This is a genomic window from Paenibacillus piri (genome assembly GCF_004354045.1).
Taxonomy (GTDB): Bacteria; Bacillota; Bacilli; order Paenibacillales; family NBRC-103111; genus Paenibacillus_S; species Paenibacillus_S piri.
In genome coordinates, this window is sequence record NZ_SMRT01000005.1 from 39,762 (window position 1) to 56,663 (window position 16,902).

The following is a 16,902-nucleotide window of genomic DNA, read 5'->3' on the forward strand; positions in this document are numbered from 1 at the left end:
AGGGAGTGCAGCTAATGACAGGTAAAATGAAAGAAGCGCTGGACGACCGGCTGTTTAATTATGCGAACCATATCATCTTGTTTATATTTGCCGTCACCGTCCTGTATCCGCTTGTTTATATTATCAGCGCCTCGTTCAGCTCCGCATCGTCGGTCATTTCCGGCCGCGTCTGGCTGTTTCCGGTGGAGCCTACGCTGGAAGGCTACGCAGCGGTGTTCAAGCACAGACTAATCGGGTCCAGCTTTTTAAACTCGCTGTTTTATACGGCCGTCGGTACGGTTGTTAATGTTATTTTGACGTTAATGGCGGCGTACCCTTTGGCCAGAAAAGATTTTATGCCCCGCAACATCGTCATGGCGCTGTTCGTGTTTACGATGATGTTCTCCGGCGGCTTGATCCCTTCGTATCTCGTCGTGAAGGAGCTTGGCCTGATCGATACGCGCTGGTCCTTGATTATCCCGGGAGCGATCGCGGTCTGGAACATGATTATCGCGCGCACTTATTTTCAAACGACGATTCCGGACGAGCTGCTGGAAGCGGCGCAAATGGACGGCTGCAGCGACATGACCTTTTTGCGCAAAATCGTCATCCCGCTCTCCGGTCCGATTATCGCGGTCATTGCGTTATTTTATGCGGTCAGTCATTGGAATCAATATTTTAACGCGCTCTTGTATTTGAAACGCCAGGAGCTGTATCCGCTGCAGCTCGTACTCCGGGACATTCTCATTCAAAACGAGGTCGACGCGTCGATGATTACCGATGTGGCCGATCAGGCTGCGCGTCAAGGACTGCGCGAGCTGCTGAAATATTCGTTGATTGTCGTATCGACGGTTCCGGTGCTGATCATTTATCCGTTTATTCAAAGGCATTTTGTCAAAGGCATGATGATAGGCTCATTGAAGGGCTGAACGGCGGACCGGTGAAGATTCATTTAAAACGATAAAAAGGGGATATAACGATGAGAAAAGGTGTTACGGCTTTAGTGTCGATGTTAACCGCGACCGCGCTTCTGACCGGCGCATGCTCCAGCGCCAAGCAGAACGGCTCCGAGCCGGAAGCGGGAGGCTCCGATCAGGTGACGGAGGCGGGCGTATTCCCGATTACGAAGGAAAAAACGACCTATAAGGTCATGATCAAAGGCTCGAGCATTGTCGAGAACTTCGCCACGAACGAATTTACGAAATGGCTGGAGGAAAAGACGAACATTCACCTCGAATGGGAAGTCGCCCCTGAAAAGTCGTTCCAGGAGAAGCTGAACGTAGCACTGGCCAGCGGCGATTATCCGGACATTTTGATCAATATGAGCATTTCGCCGATTCAGCAGTCCATTTACGGGAAGGACGGCGTGTTTATACCGCTGAACTCCTATATCGATAAATACGGTACGGAAACGAAAAAGATGTGGGGGCAGGTTTCGTACGCCAAAGATTTGATGACGATGCCGGACGGCAAAATATATTCCCTGCCGCAGATCAATCAATGCTATCATTGCTCATATGGGCAAAAAATGTTTATTAACCAGACCTGGCTCAAGAAGCTCGGCCTGAGCATGCCGACGACGACCGACGAATTTTACGAGGTATTGAAAGCGTTTAAGGAAAAGGACCCGAACGGCAACGGCAAGGCCGATGAAATTCCATTGGTCGGCGCGGTCGGCGGTCCGTCCACGACGATTCAGCAGACGCAGCTGGACCCGTTCATTATGAGTGCGTTCGTCGAAAAAGATTTCGCTTACAAGCTTGTGAAGGACGGCAAAGTTCAGGTGGCCTATAACCAGCCGGGCTGGAAGGAAGGCCTCAAATATTTGAACAAGCTGTACAAGGAGGGCCTGATCGCTTCGCAGTCGTTTACACAGGATAAAAATCAGCTGAAGCAAATGGGCATGAACCCGGAAGCTCCGATTATCGGTGCGGTTCCGGCGCAAAATCAAGGCAATTTCATCGAGATCGATTCCGAGCGCTTTAAAGATTTCGTGACGGTACCTCCGTTAAAAGGGCCGTCCGGCGTGCAGTCCGCACCGTTCCAGCCGTACTACATTTTGCAGGGACAGTTCGTGATCACGAACAAAGCTAAAAATCCGGCCGCCGCCTTCCGGCTCGCCGATCTGTTGATGTCGGAAGAAGCCGCCCTGCGCAGCACCGTTGGCCGTCCGGGCCAAGAGTGGGACAAAGCCGCAGACGGCGAGCTTGGACTTGACGGCAAGCAGGCCAAATGGAAACAGCTGACGACCTTCGGCAAGCTGCAAAACGTGCATTGGGCGCAAGCGGGCCCTTCCGTTCGCACGAACGAATTCCGGTTAGGCCAGTATGCCGATCCGAAGATTCCGCTTGAAACGATTTTATATAACGAGTCGAAGAAAAACTATGAGCCCTATCAGCTCGATCCGAAAAAGGTCGTTCCACCGCTCTTCTTTACGAACGAACAATCCGAGGAGCTGGCCAATATCGAGAAGGCGATCTCGGACTACCGCGCCGAATTTTTCGCCAAGTCGGTTACGGGCGCAGTCGATATCGACAAGGAATGGGACAACTACTTGAACACGCTGGATAAAATGAACCTGAAACGGTATATCGAAATTCACCAGCAAGCGTATGACGAATGGAGCAAAAAGAAATAAGCCTGCAGCCGCAGGAGCAGCAGGACACACATGCAGATGAGCGGGGGCGGTCAATCCGGAAGGGTTGCCGCCCTGTTCCTTGGAAACACATTCAGCACTCGAAAGGAATGAATCCGCGATGATTCATACGAACATCGATTGGCCGGCTTTTATGGCCCGGCACGATATGACATGGTCCGTCAAGCCGATCTCCTGGGACGAAGGCGCGTTTATCGGCAACGGGATCATGGGAGCGATGATTTACAGCGAGGAGCATCGCGACAAGCGGAATGTGCTCCGCTTCGTCTTGGGACGGACCGATGTAACGGCCCGCAAGCCGCAGGGCGGCTATCCGCCGCGCGTTCCGGTCGGCGAGCTGCACTTGGAATTGGCAGGCTGGCTGTACCAGCCGGTTTCGCTCCGGGTCGATTTGTGGAATGCGGAGCTGCGCGCCGACATCACGACGACCGTCGGCAAGGTAAGCGTCCGCGCGTTCGTTCACAGCCGCGATATGGCGCTCGCCGTCGAGCTTAAGACGAGCGGAGAAGAACGCGCCGCCAAGCTGGAATGGTATGCGTTCAGCGAAGTGGACGAAGTGCTGAAAAATGCGGACGGCCGCAACCTGAATCAATACATTCCGGAAATCCGCGTAACCCGCTATCCGTTGGAGGCTATGACGGTCGGCGTCCAGCAATTTATACCGCACGGCGGCTGTACGACCGTATGGCAGGAGCTGCGGCCGGACGGCGAGCCGGATCGGCGCTTGCTGTATTTGTCCATCGCCAATGAAGCCGGCGAGGCCGTCCAACGGCAGGCGGCGGCGGTCGTCCGCAGCGCTGCCGCCCGGCCTTGGGCGGAATGGGTGGAGGCGCACCGGAGCTGGTGGCATGATTATTACCGCCAAAGCTTCATATCGATTCCGGACACGATGCTGGAAGGCTTTTACTGGATACAAATGTACAAGCTTGCCTCGGCAACGCGCGAGCATGGTATGATGATAGATAATCAGGGGCCTTGGCTCGCTCCGACGCCATGGGCCGGCGTCTGGTTCAACATGAACGTGCAAATGAGCTATTCGCCGGTCTATACGGCAAACCGTCTGCATATCGGCGAATCGCTCGTCCGCGCCTTCCGCGACAACTTTGACCATTTGAAGAATAATGTGCCGGAGCCGTACCGGGAAGATTCGTCCGGGCTGCCGCGGAGCTGCAGCTATGATCTGATAAACCCCGTCGGCACGGAGATCGGCAATCTGACCTGGGTTTGCCACAATTTATGGCGGCATTACCGGTATTCGATGGATGAAGCGCTGATCCGCGATTTGCTGTATCCGCTGCTCAAGCGCAGCGTGCAGTACTACCTGCACCTGCTGGAGGAAGGCGACGACGGCAGGCTTCATCTGCCGCCGACCGTATCGCCGGAATACGGCTCCTTTCTGCAGATGACCGTGCCGGATACGCATTTCGATCTGTCGCTGCTGCAGTGGGGATGCGAAACGCTGCTGCGCATGAACGAGCTGCTCGGTCTGCAGCAAGAGGATGCGGCGTACCGGGAGCGCTGGAGCTCGACGCTGGAACGTCTGACGCCCTTGCCGGTCGATGAAACCGGCTTCATGATCGGCAGCGGCCAGCCGCTGGAGTTCGGCCACCGCCATTTCAGCCATTTGATGGCGGTATTCCCGCTGCATCTCATCAGCGGAGACGATGAGCGGGAGCGCGAGCTGATCATGCGCACGCTTCGCCATTGGTTTTCCATGGAGGGCGATCTGCGCGGCTTTACCTTTACAAGCGCGGCATCCGTTGCCGCAGCCTTGGGCAACGGGGACGAAGCGCTCGGCTATTTGCAATCGTTTATGCATCTGATTAAGCCGAATACGATGTACAAGGAGGCGGGACCCGTGATCGAGTCGCCGTTGGCGGCAGCGGAAGCGATTCACGATATGCTGCTTCAAAGCTGGGGGGATACGATCCGCGTATTCCCCGCCGTGCCGGAACGGTGGCAGGAAGCGTCGTTCCACGAGCTGCGGGCGGAGGGCGCGTTTCTCGTCAGTGCCGCCCGCTCCAACGGAGCTACGTCCTGGATTCGCGTCAAAAGCCTTGCGGGCGAACCGTGCCGCATTCAAACCGGCATGGCCGGGGACATTCGCCTTGCGGGCCCGGCTTCGGCCCGGCTTCGCAGGCTGGGCGGCGGCTTGTGCGAGCTGGAGCTGAAGCGGGGAGAGGAGGCCGTTCTCTACGTCGGAGAAGAGAACGGCGGAGGCTCCACCGTTGCGGAAGGAACAGCAGCCGGAAGGCAGTGGATCGTCGAGCCGGTACCGGCCGACCCGCATTTGTGCGGCTATTTCGGCGGCCGCAAGCCGTGGCGGCTGTACGGCCTGCCGATACGCTAAAGCGGGCCGGCAGATGCGGATACCTATATAACCTATGGAGAGAGGATGATTGTTTTGACAAGAAGTTTGCACGACAGATTGCTGCCGGCGCCGAAAAACGGTGGCTTCCGGATGGAAGGCTACTGGGTATGGTGCGGTTCGGTGGTAAAGGGCGAGGACGGCCGGTTTCATATGTTCGCATCCCGCTGGCCGAAGCATCTTCCGATGCATCCCGGCTGGCTGGTCGCGTCGGAGGTCGTCAGAGCGGTCTCCTCTACGCCCGAAGGCCCATATGAATTCCAGGAGATTGTGCTTCCCGCCAGAGGAGCCGAATATTGGGACGGCCGCAGTACGCACAACCCGCATATAACGAAGCACGGGGACACCTATATTTTGTATTATATGGGCTCGACGCATCCGCTGCCGGATGTCGCTCCGGGCGAGGCGTACGGGCTGGAGGATCCGCGCTGTATCGTTGCCCGGGCCAACAAGCGGATCGGCATCGCCACCGCCAAGAGCGTATTCGGACCGTGGGAGCGAAGGGACGCGCCCGTTCTCGGCACGAGACCCGGCAAGTTCGACAGCTTCCTGACGTCCAATCCCGCGCCCTGCGTGAACGGGGACGGCTCGGTGCATTTGATTTATAAAGCCCGGAAGTATGAGGGCAACACACACGGACAAATGATGATCGGAGCGGCCGGCGCCGACCATTTCGAGGGGCCTTACCGCGTACTGAGCGAAGAGCCAGTCTTTCCGCCGTCCCGCTTCCATCTGGAGGACCCGTTTATTTGGAAGACGGAGCAGGGCTACGAGCTGATTGCCAAAGACATGGACGGCAATATTTGCGGCGAGAAGCATGCGGGCATCCACGCTTACTCGAAGGACGGACTGTCCTGGCAGCTGGCCGATCATCCGAAGGCGTACTCCCGCGAAATTGTATGGGACGACGGCACCACGGCAAGAATGGGCAGCTTCGAAAGACCGTTCCTGCTGTTCCAGGCCGGCAGGCCGACCCATCTGTTCGCGGCGACGGCCGACGGCTCGGGCGGTTTTCACAAGGCGAGCGGAACCTGGAACATGGTAATCCCGATTGCGCCGGAGTAACGCCTCCGGGTAAAATAACAAAGTGGCTGTCCATAAGGATATCAACCGGTGATACAGTCTCAAAAATAAGCAAAGCCGCCTCCAACACCACTATATAGGGGATGGAAGCGGCTTTTTACATGTAAATTCATTTCAGAGTGAGGGGATGAAGGTCCAAAATTGACCTTTGATCATTTATGCATCCTGTATCACGTCCGTATCCAAATACAGCGGCAGTGTAAAATAAAAGGTGCAGCCCCGTTCCGGATTGTTGCATGCCCAAATTCGGCCGTGATAATGCTCGATAATTTCCTTGCATATCGCAAGCCCGAGACCCGTTCCGCCGTCCTTTACGTTCCGCGATTTATTGCTCGTATAATAGCGGTCGAAAATATACGGCAGGTCTTCCTCCGCAATGCCCGCCCCTGTATCCTTCACTCCTACTATAACCGAGCTGCCGCTGATCTCAGGTGCGAATACTACGACTTTCTCATTGCGGGGGGCTTCGGCTTCTGTACCACGCCAGGAAGCATTCCGTTCCACCCCCCTTAATACCTACGATTGCATTATAGAACACCAGGAAAATTGTCGGAAAAAGGATTTTTTTAATGCGCAGCGAATTAAATTAACAATAAAGCTTTTAACTTCAGCAGCCGCTGGTTAACCGCTTCCATCCTGGAGGCGGGCAAAAGCGGACCGGGAGGATTGTTAATGAGCAACAGCTTGTTGGAATTGCAGCATACGCTTAGTCAGTATGGTCTGCTAATCAGCTTTTCAGGGACGTTTACGCAGGAGATTATCGAGGAATTGGGCGAAGCGGTCAAAAAATATTTGGAAACGGAGGAGCGGCCGAAAACCGATATTTATAACGTATTTTCGATTTTTATCGAGCAAACCCAGAACATCAAAAATTATTGCATGAGTCAAAAAGGGACAGAAACGTACGAGCAAATTTCTTCCTCGTGCATTATTACGATCGGACGGTCGGGCGACGGCAACTATATCAGCTCGGGCAATTTGGTTTTGAAAGAGAACGTAAGCAAGTTGGCCGGCATTTTGGATCAACTGAACGGATTGGACAAGGCCGACCTGAAAAAGCTGTACAAGGAAAAGCTGAAGCAGGAGGCATTTTCCGACCAGCCGGGAGCGGGCATTGGACTTGTGGATATCGCTCGTAAAGCGGCCCAGCCCTTGGAGTACACGTTCACACCGGTCGATGCGCAATTTTCATTTTTTACATTAAGAGCTGTCGTTTAAGCCGCCGCTAGGAGTGATCATAATGGAACGATTACAAATTCAAGGTTCGAGAAGCACGCCGGAGATTGATTTCGATGCGGTCAGCAACATCCTGCTTGTGAAGGGACAATCTTATCCGGAAAACTCGTTCAAATTTTATGAGCCTGTCCTTCAGTGGGTTGACGACTATTTGCTGCAGCTGACGGAGGAGGAAGTGCACGTCCATTTCAACTTGCCATATATCAATACCAGCAGCTCCAAATGCATCATGATGCTGCTTGAGAAGCTGGACCAGGCGCATCTGGCCGGAAAAACGGTCATATTGAACTGGTATTACAGTGCGGACAATGACAGCGAGCTGGAATGTGCGGAAGAGTTTAAAGAGGATATGAGTTTACCGTTTTATATTTTGCCTTTGGAAGAGGGATAGAAACGTGTCTCATGACAATAACGGTAAAATGGACATTTTTCATAATGAGCTGCAGTTTCTGGAAGCCGCCCGGGGGATTCTTGACCATAGAGAACAGTATGTGGACAACGAGCTGTTGCCGCATTACGAGCAGCTGCTGCACGAATACGAAAGCCTGGTTCGGCTGACGACCAAAATATTCAGGATCAGCGATCTTCAAAGCGAAAATGTAAAGCGGCAGGAAACGGAAATACGCCGGTATAATGACCATTTGCAGCAGATGGAAACGTCGAGGCGCCAGCTGCTGACCGACATTTCCCACGAGCTGGGAACGCCGATGACGTCGATTCAAGGCTATTTAAGAGCGATGCTTGATAATATTATCGAGCCGAACGCGAAATATTTGCAAATGATTTACAACAAAACGGTTTTGATCAATCAGTTGGTCGAAGACCTGTTTGAAATTTCGAAGCTGGAAATGAATCAGACGAAAATGGAGTTCATAGACATTCCGGTCGACGATCTTCTTATCATGTTCAGGCATAAATTCGAGCTGGAAATTAACGACCGCGGCTATTTGTTCGCAATGGAACCGCTGCAGGGGCTGCCCGCTTTGCAACGGGCCGTAGTATCCGTAGATACGGTGCGAATCGAGCAGGTGATGAACAATTTGATCTCCAACGCCTTCAAATATACGCCTCCGGGCGGGCTGATCAAGTTCCAGTGCGAGGTGGATGCGGAGCAGTCCGTATGTACGGTCAAAGTGTGCGACTCCGGGCCGGGGATCGACGAATCGTCGCTTCCGAACGTATTCGACCGCTTTTACCGTGGCGACAAATCGAGGCAAAAGCAGCCGCCGGACGGCAGCGGCTTGGGCCTGGCCATTGCCCATGAAATTATTAAAAAGCATAACGGACGGATGGGTGTGGACAGCAAGATGGGGGAAGGAGCCAGCTTTCATTTTTCACTGCCGATTGTAATCAAGCAGCTGGGTACGGGGTAAGCCATGGAAACGAAATTGACAGCAATACGCCGGGATCAGGGCATGTTTAAAGTGATCGTGTTTGCAAGCCTGATCATCATTTTCTCGATCGTATTGGTGGGAACGGTCGTTTTTTTGATTACGGAGAAGGAAGCCGTGAAAAAGGTGAAGGAGAAGGATCTTGCTTATATCGCGGAATCGATTGCATCCAATGTGGACGGCCGAATCGAGAGAGCGGTCGAAACGTCGCTTTTGCTTGCGCAGGACCCGGCTATGCTGCGATGGGTGACGAGCGCGGAAACGGACGAGCAGGCGGGCAAGGACGCGCTGCAAAAGCTCCGGAGCATGACCAGCGATTTCGATTACACGAATGCGTTCCTTGTGAGCAATATTACGAACCATTACTGGGCGGAGAACGGGAAAATTATCGGCACGATCGACAAAGCCAACGCCGGAGACCAATGGTTTTACAAAATGCTGGCATCCCGCAGCAAAGTTATCGTACAGTTGGATTATAATGTGCAGCGAAAAGATACGTTTACGTTTGTCAACGTGCTGATGGGGGATATCGATAAACCGGTCGCCGTGACAGGCGTCGGCATGAGTCTGAAAGATTTGTCCAATGAATTCGAATCGTACAAGTACGGAATGAACGGCAACTTGTGGCTGATTGACGAAGCGGGAAAAATTCATTTATCCGATACGGTGGAGCATGACGGCCTCATGATCGACGCTTTTCTTCCCGGAACCATTAAAAACGAAGCGATGGCCGTAAGCCGGAAAGAAGGAGAGACGTCGGTCCTGCCGCTTATTACGGAGTACCGAAACGGGCGTGGCGAGCTTATGGATTTGATCAGCTACCCGATGAAATCGTCCGCGAACTGGAAGCTCGTCTACCAAATTCCGCGCAGCGAAACGGTATCGTTTCTCAATACGATCAAGGTTAATACGTTTGCGGCAGCGCTGATCAGTATTATCGCGATCATTTTTATTTTTTATTATGTGTCGACCCGGCTGGCCAATCCGTATAAGCGGGCGCTGCAGCTCAACGAGGAGCTGGAACGCAAGGTTGCGGAGCGGACAAGGGAGCTGTTCGAGGAAAGGGAGAAGCTCGTCGACAGCATCGATTACGCCAAGCGGATTCAAGAGGCGGTACTGCCTCCGCAGGAGCGGCTGAACGGATTGTGGAAGGAGCATTTCCTGGTCTGGGATCCGCGGGATACGGTCGGCGGCGACTTTTATTGGCTGCGGGTCTTTGAAGACGGTTATCTTGTCGCCGTCGGCGATTGTACGGGCCATGGCGTGCCGGGCGCGTTCATGACGATGGTTTCGGTATCGATCCTGAATCAAATTACGGACGAGAGCAACAAGACCGACCCCGCCCTTATTTTGCGGGAGTTGAACCGGCTTGTAAAGCAAACGCTGCAGCAGGAACGGGAGCATTCGCGGACCGACGACGGCCTGGATCTCGGGATTTGCTATGTGGGGCGAGACGGAAGGCTGATTTACGCCGGAGCCAAAAACACGCTTTTCATCGCCGACGGACAGCAGCTGCAGTCGTTTAAGGGCGATAGGAAAAGCATCGGCTACCATAAAACGGAAGACGATTATACGTTTACGAATCAGGTCGTTGAGCTGAAGCGGCCGTCTGCCGTCTATATGTTTACGGACGGCTTTATCGACCAGAACGGCGGGCCGCATAACTATTCGTTCGGTCTCAAACGGTTCGTACAGCTGCTGGAAGAGATCATAAAGCTTCCGCTGTCCGAGCAGGAAGTCGTATTCCGGGAGACGCTGGCCGCTTACCGGAACGGCGAGCCGCAGCGGGACGACATTACGATGCTTGCATTCAAGGCGGAATAACGGGAATTTACATGTAAAATGCCGCTTCCATCCCCGCTTATATAGTGGTGTTGGAGGCGGCTTTGCCTATTTTTTGGGACTGTATCATCGGTCGATACCCTTATGGGACAGTCCCTTTTCGACGCGTTAATCAAGCGTTAATCAAGCACCGCATCGGCTGCGCGCAGCGCCTGCTGCAGCTCCGCGACGTCAATTTCGCCGGGAGCGATGCCGTGGCTGACCGCAATTCCGGCTGCCGTGCCGGCCGCCTGGCCGGTCGCCATGCAGCTCGGCGTCAGACGTGTCGTCGCCAGCGCCTCATGCGATGTCGAGATGCATCTGCCGCCCGTCAGCAGATTGACGATCCGCTGCGGCAGCAGGCAGCGGTACGGGATATCGTATGCGCCGTCGCCTTGCACCCATGCCGCCGTAACGCCTTTGCCCGACGGATCGTGAATATCGATCGGGTAGCCGCTGCGGGCAATTACATCGGCGAACCGCCGGCCCTCCACCACATCGGCGACCTGGAGAGCGTAGACGCCGTCGATCCGGCGCGTTTCCCGGATTCCGATTTGCGCGCCCACCTGCGATATCGACGCACGTTCGAAGCCGGGAAGCCGCTTGGTCATGAATTCGGCGACCTGCATCACCTGCTTGCGGCCGAGCGTTTCCGCCTCGGTCAAATCGTCGACGTCCGTCCCGTCCATGCCCTGCACCCGGGTCGTATTCACAAGCACCTCGTCCTCGTTCGGGCCGGTGAAAAACAGCACCTGATCGCGGTTGATCGGCAGATTCGCCTCTTTCCAATGCTTGAAATAGCCCATTACGCCGGACAGCGGCAAATCGGGCAGCTCGGCGAACGGCGTTTTGCGGTAAAATTCGTCCGGATGGTCCAGCATATACTGCTTTACCTTCGCCAGATCGACGCCTCTCATTCTGAATTTCATCGTCATCGGCTGCGTTTTTCCGTCTTCCTCACGCCCCTTCAAGCATGGCGCTCCGGCCAAATAAGCGATGTCGGCATCGCCCGTCGTATCGATAAAGACGGCTCCCTCGACATCGATGCGCCCCGATTTGCCGGTAACCTGGATCGTTTCGATGCGTCCGTCGTTCACGCTGACGGCGTCGGTGAAGCTGTGCAGCAGGAGGCGCACACCGGCCTCCTTCAGCATGTCGACGGCGACGATCTTATATACCTCGGGATGGTACGGCGTAATGGTGTGCACAAAGCCGACGGTATCCCGCAGATGGCCGGGCGAGGCGCCTTGTGCGGCCAGCCGGTCGATAATTTCTTGTCCGAGTCCGCGGATGACCTGTTTGCCGGCTGTCGTATGGAAGGTCATCCAGGGGTAGACCAGCGCGGCGGTGGACATGCCTCCTACGAAGCCGTACCGCTCGATCAGCACCGTCGACGCGCCGCTGCGGCCTGCGGCAATGGCTGCGCATACGCCGGCCGGTCCGCCTCCGACAACGACAATGTCCGCTTTGATCGTTTTATGTGCGATACCCAATTCTCATCACTCCTTTGTCGATCTCAGTATAAAAGAAAATAAACATTAAAATTAGTTTAATTTTAGTTTAAACTAAAAACAGGAATCGTCATTCGAGAAACGGAGGGACCCGGCTTTGCCTATAAAAAAGAGCGTTACCCTGCAGAGCCTTGCCGATGAGCTCGGCGTCACGATTCAAACGGTTTCGAAGGCGCTGCGCGGACATCCCGGGATGTCCGAGGAAACGCGGCGCCTTATTTGGCAGACGGCCAACGAGAGAGGCTACCGGACGAAGGAACAGCTGCGGCAGCTGGAGCAGGACCGGATCCCGCCTTATCCGGTTTTCCAGCGCCGGTTTGTGCTGGTGCAGACCGAGCAGTCGCTCGGGTTTCACCGGCTGCTGATGCAGGGGCTGCAGGAGCGGTTCGCCGAGTTCGGGCACCGCATTATGCCGGTGCTGCTGCCGCCAAGCCTGCAGCCTTCCGGATTTGCGGCATGGGTGGAGGCGCAGTCCATCCTGTATGCCGACGGCATTTTCATCGCGCCGCGCGTGACGCCGGATTGGTTCGAGGAACGGCTGCTGCAGCTGGATGCGCCGCGTATCTTGTTGAATTTTCCGCCCCCCGAAGCGAAGGTGGACAGCGTCGTCTGGGATGTGTACGAAGCGATGTACGTATGCGTCCGCACGCTGCATCGCAAGGGACACAGAAATATAATGTACGTCGGAGACATTCGCTCGCAGCGAGGCTTTATTTTACGCTGGCAGGCTTTTACGGAGGCGATGCGGGAAATCGGCGAGGAGGTCCGCATGGAACTCCATGCGGTCGGGGAGCGGCAAAGCGATGAGCCGTGGCTGGCGGCGGTGGAACAAAAGTTTAGGCAACTGCAGCCGACGGCGGTCATTTGCGGAATTGACGAGGACGTTGCGCCGGTCTATTACCGGCTGCAGTCGATTGCGGCAATTCCCCGGCAGTGCTCCTTCGTCGCATTTTTGAATGAACCGTCGCCGATGCTGCCGCTTATGGACAGGCCGTCTCTGCTAATTCGGGAAGCCGGCTACCGGGCGGCCGACAGGATGCTGTGGCGTATTGCCAACCCGCAGCAGCCATACGAGCATATTCGACTGCGAGCCGGCTTTCAACCGGGAAATACGGTAAACGGGCCGCAGCTGCGCTGATGCTTGCCTGGTTTTTGCAGAGCTGCAGATCGGACATGCGCAGCAAGCCGCCGCAATCTACGTCTCGGTAGAGTCGGACGTTGCGGCGGCTTGCTATGCGCGAGGCGAATAAGAAAATGATATGCTGACTGCTGGCCAGCCGCTTAAGGCTGTCGATTCGGTGAACTCGTTCAGCATTGCTGACATCGGGGAATCAGATGGGGACTCTACCCCACCTGATTCAAGGTCCACCTTAGAGGTGGGGGTCTTAACCCGATAAAGTCGTAATCGGATAAACCGCTTATTGCCCGGTATATTCCGCCAATGCGGCCAGCAGCGCCTTTATATAACCGACCGAATACGTCCAGGCGAGCAGATGGTTGCTGTCATCGCCCTCCAGCTGCGGCATATGATCCGCATTCAAGCAGCCCGTAAAGCCGATTTTATGCAGAGCCAGCACGATTCGAAACATATTCATATCCCCGTCGTCCAGCAGCGTTTCCTCAAAGCCGTACGCGGTCGCGAGGCTTCCCCGTACGTTGCGGAGATGGACGGAGAAGATACGGCCTTTGCGCCCGTAATGCTGGATTTCGTCCAATACGAGGGAGGAACCGCCGGCTTCGCCTCTCGTTCCTACGCAATACACGTAACCGACCCGCTTGCTCGGGAACGCGTCGATAATCCGGTGGAAGCCTAGGCTGCTGTATGGCATGCCGGGAAGAGGCGTATCGGTCGGATGCATGGCGAGCAGCAGGTTGTGCTCCTCGGCGGCCGGCACCAGACGCGAGTATACTTCGCAAAAGCGGGACCACCAATGCTCCTGCTCTTCCTGCGTCGGCAAATCGGTCATCCTATTGGCCCAATTTTCGCCCCGGGCCGTCAAGCCGCCGCGCTGCTTGGCGCTGTACATGATATTTTTATCGAACCGGTTGTCGCCTTGAATGCGCTGCCGGACGATGGGAATGCCCGCTTCGCCGAAGACGCGCATCGCCGTGACCGAATGCTCGAGCTCCTGCTCTCCGCCTTCAAGGCCGTCGACAAACCGGCTGGACAGATCCGGCAGCGTTGCACGGTTAATGTCCATCCCCCAGGACTGGATTCGTTTGCGCAGCTTGATCAGTGCGTCCAGATCGGGGAAGCCCTGCTCCTTGACTCCGGCAAATGAGGAGCCGCTGCCAAAATCGATGCAATCTACCCCGATTTGCGTTAGCAGCCGCAAGTGGCTGTCCGATACGTCCGTTCGTGACAATGTTACCGATACCTTCATACGGATTCTCCTTTGTATTGGTGCTCCCGAGGGAAGCCTGGATAAAATCTCACCCTGTCATTGTATCATGCAAAGGCAGCGATTGAGAACGTTTTCATAAAATTCGCAAGACGTCGGGTTGTCCGATTATTTTCGCGGAAAGTCATGAAAACGATAGCCGGTCCATATATTGGTACTGATTAGATCGGTCATTTTGGACAAAAATGGAGTGGGTTTCGTGAGCGGACAACCGGCTGTGCAGCAGGTGGTTTTGGATATTTCGGGGATGACGTGCGCGACATGCGCCGCCCGCATCGAAAAAGTCGTCGGCAGGATGGACGGGGTGGAGCAAATCAACGTCAATTTGGCGCTGCACCGGGCATCGGTGGCGATTGTTCCCGCGAAAACGAGCATGGAGCAAATCGAGAGCAAAATCGAGCAGCTTGGCTACAAGGTGCGCAAGCGGATTTCTTCCGTAGCGGGGATCGCCGACAGGGAGGGGGAAGACCCGTTCGATATACGTTATACCGGCCTGCGGTTTGTCGTTTCGTTCGTGCTGATGCTGCCTTTTGTATGGGCAATGGCGAAGCATCACGATTTCGCGGCATCCTTGCCGGTCCCCGAGCTTCTCCTGAACCCGTGGTTCCAGCTCGCCTTGGCGACGCCGGTGCAGTTCGTCATTGGCCTTCCCTTCTATGTAAGGGCGTTCTATGCGCTGAAAAGCGGAAGCGCCAATATGGACGTGCTGGTCGTCATCGGTACCTTGGCCGCGTATATGTACAGCCATTATTTGATGTTTCATCCCGGACATGCGGCCGTCGGACACGCCGCACACGGTGCGGCCACGGGAGCGTATACGCCTTTATATTTCGACGCGGCAGTTATGATTATGACCATCGTATGGCTGGGCAAATGGCTCGAAGCGATCGCCCGCAAACGAACGCTCGGCAGCTTGCATCAGCTGCACGCGCTGCGGCCCGAGGCGGCTCATGTCGTCAAAGGGGGCAAAGAGCTTCGCGTGTCAGTAGCCGATATCGCCGTCGGCGACATCATTGTCGTTCGGCCGGGCGAGAGCATCCCGGTGGACGGTTTCGTCACGGACGGGCATGCGGCGGTCAATGAGGCGATGATCAGCGGCGAAAGCTTGCCGGTCGACAAGCAGCCGGGAGACCGGGTGATCAGCGGCACGCTGAATACGAACGGCGTCCTGAGCATACAGGCAAGCGGGGTGGGCGGCAGCACGACTTTGTCGCGAATGATCGACTTGATGGAGGAGGCGCAAAGCTCCAAGGCACCGATACAGCGTATGGCGGACACGATTTCCGCCGTATTCGTGCCTGTCATTATTGGCTTGGCGACGATAACGTACGCGGTCTGGTACTTGGTTCTGGAGCCGGGAGCGGCGGGCGTCGCATTGGAAAAAGCCATCTCCGTGCTGCTGATCGCTTGTCCCTGCGCGCTTGGACTGGCAACGCCGACGTCGATCCTGGTCGGCTCGGGCAGGGCGGCGCAGCTGGGCATCTTGTTCAAGGAAGGCAAATATTTGGAGCTCGTCCCGCGCGCCGACGTCATGCTGCTGGACAAAACAGGGACGCTGACCGCAGGCGCCCCGCGGTTGATCGGGGTGATGTCGGCGCGCGGTCCGGAGGCGTCGCTGCTGCGTCTGCTGGCGGCCGCCGAGCAGCCCTCCGAGCATCCGCTGGCCCATTCGATCGTTGGGGCGGCGCAGCGGGAGGGACTGGTACTGCCCGAATGCTCCGGCTTTGCCGCTGTGCCGGGACGCGGCATCCGCGCAATCGTGGACGGCAGGACAGTGCTGGCCGGCACCCGCAAATGGCTGCAGGAGCAAGGCGTGCCGCCGGTTCCCGCGTTCAATCGGATCGAGCGGTGGGAGCGGCAGGGCAGCAATGTCGTCTTCGCAGCCGTCGACGGGGCTTGGGCCGGGGCGGTGGCATTAAGCGACACGCTCAAACCGGCTTCGCGTCAAGCGGTACAGCAGCTGACGGCGATGGGTGTGACCGTCATGATGGTGACAGGCGACCACCGGTCGACCGCGGAGGCGATTGCGAGGCAGGTCGGAATCCGGCATGTGCATGCGGAGCGGCTGCCGGAGGCGAAGGCCGCCTTGATAAAGGAGCTGCAGGAACGAGGCTGCAAGGTGGCGATGGTAGGCGACGGCATCAATGACGCGCCGGCCTTGTCCGCAGCCGATATCGGCATCGCGGTCGCGCGGGGCACGGATATTGCCAAAGCGGCTGCAGATGTCGTTTTGATTAAAAATGATCTGCACGGGCTGCTGCATATGATCCGGATCAGCCGGCGGACGATGCGGATCATTCGGCAAAATCTCGGATTTTCGCTGCTGTATAACGTCCTGGCGATTCCGTTTGCGGTTTGCGGCTATCTTGCTCCCTGGATGGCATGCACGGCCATGGCGTTCAGCTCGGTCACCGTGCTCTGCAATGCATTGCGACTCCGGAAGGCTTGACGAAAT

13 protein-coding genes are annotated in these 16,902 nt (G+C 55.9%); 10 read left to right on the forward strand and 3 right to left on the reverse strand.

The features are described 5' to 3' along the window. The first annotated feature begins 14 nt into the window (after nt 1-14). The 4 genes from E1757_RS12765 to E1757_RS12780 all read left to right on the forward strand — a co-directional run bounded on the left by E1757_RS12765 (nt 15) and on the right by E1757_RS12780 (nt 6,068). Complete coding sequence (locus E1757_RS12765) at nt 15-908, forward strand: carbohydrate ABC transporter permease (protein ID WP_133228537.1); 894 nt, start codon at nt 15-17, stop codon at nt 906-908. Nucleotides 909-958: 50 nt separating this feature from the next. After that, a complete protein-coding gene (locus E1757_RS12770) occupies nt 959-2,617 on the forward strand; it encodes an ABC transporter substrate-binding protein (protein ID WP_133228539.1) in 1,659 nt (552 codons plus the stop codon). Between the two features lie 118 nt (nt 2,618-2,735). Further along, on the forward strand, nt 2,736-4,985 hold the full coding sequence (locus E1757_RS12775) for a glycosyl hydrolase family 95 catalytic domain-containing protein (RefSeq protein WP_133228542.1): 2,250 nt from the start codon (nt 2,736-2,738) through the stop codon (nt 4,983-4,985). A gap of 45 nt (nt 4,986-5,030) precedes the next feature. After that, entirely contained in the window at nt 5,031-6,068 is a 1,038-nt protein-coding gene (locus E1757_RS12780; protein ID WP_133228545.1) for a glycoside hydrolase family protein, read from the forward strand. 174 nt (nt 6,069-6,242) lie between these two features. Here the strand turns inward: E1757_RS12780 and E1757_RS12785 are convergent, their stop codons facing one another. Beyond that, complete coding sequence (locus tag E1757_RS12785; protein WP_133228547.1) at nt 6,243-6,590, reverse strand: sensor histidine kinase; 348 nt, start codon at nt 6,588-6,590, stop codon at nt 6,243-6,245. A gap of 168 nt (nt 6,591-6,758) precedes the next feature. Between E1757_RS12785 and E1757_RS12790 the strand changes: the two genes are divergently transcribed. From E1757_RS12790 to E1757_RS12805, 4 genes are read left to right on the forward strand one after another with little or no spacing between them, the layout of a single operon-like run. Then, nucleotides 6,759-7,304 carry a SiaB family protein kinase gene (locus E1757_RS12790; RefSeq protein ID WP_133228551.1) on the forward strand — a complete coding sequence of 182 codons (546 nt, stop codon included), beginning with the start codon at nt 6,759-6,761 and terminating at the stop codon, nt 7,302-7,304. A gap of 22 nt (nt 7,305-7,326) precedes the next feature. Beyond that, the gene (locus E1757_RS12795) at nt 7,327-7,713 is read left to right on the forward strand and encodes a DUF1987 domain-containing protein (protein ID WP_133228554.1); all 387 of its coding nucleotides are present in this window, start codon (nt 7,327-7,329) and stop codon (nt 7,711-7,713) included. Nucleotides 7,714-7,717: 4 nt separating this feature from the next. Next, the gene (locus E1757_RS12800) at nt 7,718-8,695 is read left to right on the forward strand and encodes a sensor histidine kinase (protein ID WP_133228558.1); all 978 of its coding nucleotides are present in this window, start codon (nt 7,718-7,720) and stop codon (nt 8,693-8,695) included. Between the two features lie 3 nt (nt 8,696-8,698). Then, nucleotides 8,699-10,537, forward strand: a complete 1,839-nt coding sequence (locus tag E1757_RS12805; RefSeq protein WP_133228561.1) for a SpoIIE family protein phosphatase — start codon at nt 8,699-8,701, stop codon at nt 10,535-10,537. Between the two features lie 137 nt (nt 10,538-10,674). Here the strand turns inward: E1757_RS12805 and E1757_RS12810 are convergent, their stop codons facing one another. Next, entirely contained in the window at nt 10,675-12,027 is a 1,353-nt protein-coding gene (locus E1757_RS12810) for an FAD-dependent oxidoreductase (protein ID WP_246079173.1), read from the reverse strand. Nucleotides 12,028-12,142: 115 nt separating this feature from the next. Here E1757_RS12810 and E1757_RS12815 point away from each other — a divergent pair, with 115 nt between their 5' ends. Then, a complete protein-coding gene (locus E1757_RS12815) occupies nt 12,143-13,183 on the forward strand; it encodes a LacI family DNA-binding transcriptional regulator (RefSeq protein WP_133228565.1) in 1,041 nt (346 codons plus the stop codon). A gap of 280 nt (nt 13,184-13,463) precedes the next feature. On the opposite strand, the gene E1757_RS12820 is transcribed toward E1757_RS12815, so the two are convergent. Beyond that, the gene (locus E1757_RS12820; protein ID WP_133228567.1) at nt 13,464-14,429 is read right to left on the reverse strand and encodes a mannonate dehydratase; all 966 of its coding nucleotides are present in this window, start codon (nt 14,427-14,429) and stop codon (nt 13,464-13,466) included. Between the two features lie 217 nt (nt 14,430-14,646). Here E1757_RS12820 and E1757_RS12825 point away from each other — a divergent pair, with 217 nt between their 5' ends. Beyond that, nucleotides 14,647-16,896 (forward strand): heavy metal translocating P-type ATPase, encoded by a 2,250-nt coding sequence (locus tag E1757_RS12825; RefSeq protein WP_133228570.1) that lies wholly within the window; start codon nt 14,647-14,649, stop codon nt 16,894-16,896. Nucleotides 16,897-16,902 lie beyond the last annotated feature (6 nt).

What these genes read in the sequence shown, in the direction of transcription:
- E1757_RS12770 (WP_133228539.1), top strand. Translation starts at nt 959, where the DNA reads ATGAGAAAAGGTGTTACGGCTTTAGTGTCGATGTTAACCGCGACCGCG.
- E1757_RS12795 (WP_133228554.1), top strand. Translation starts at nt 7,327, where the DNA reads ATGGAACGATTACAAATTCAAGGTTCGAGAAGCACGCCGGAGATTGAT.
- E1757_RS12780 (WP_133228545.1), top strand. Translation starts at nt 5,031, where the DNA reads ATGATTGTTTTGACAAGAAGTTTGCACGACAGATTGCTGCCGGCGCCG.
- E1757_RS12790 (WP_133228551.1), top strand. Translation starts at nt 6,759, where the DNA reads ATGAGCAACAGCTTGTTGGAATTGCAGCATACGCTTAGTCAGTATGGT.
- E1757_RS12775 (WP_133228542.1), top strand. Translation starts at nt 2,736, where the DNA reads ATGATTCATACGAACATCGATTGGCCGGCTTTTATGGCCCGGCACGAT.
- E1757_RS12820 (WP_133228567.1), bottom strand. Translation starts at nt 14,429, where the DNA reads ATGAAGGTATCGGTAACATTGTCACGAACGGACGTATCGGACAGCCAC.
- E1757_RS12805 (WP_133228561.1), top strand. Translation starts at nt 8,699, where the DNA reads ATGGAAACGAAATTGACAGCAATACGCCGGGATCAGGGCATGTTTAAA.
- E1757_RS12765 (WP_133228537.1), top strand. Translation starts at nt 15, where the DNA reads ATGACAGGTAAAATGAAAGAAGCGCTGGACGACCGGCTGTTTAATTAT.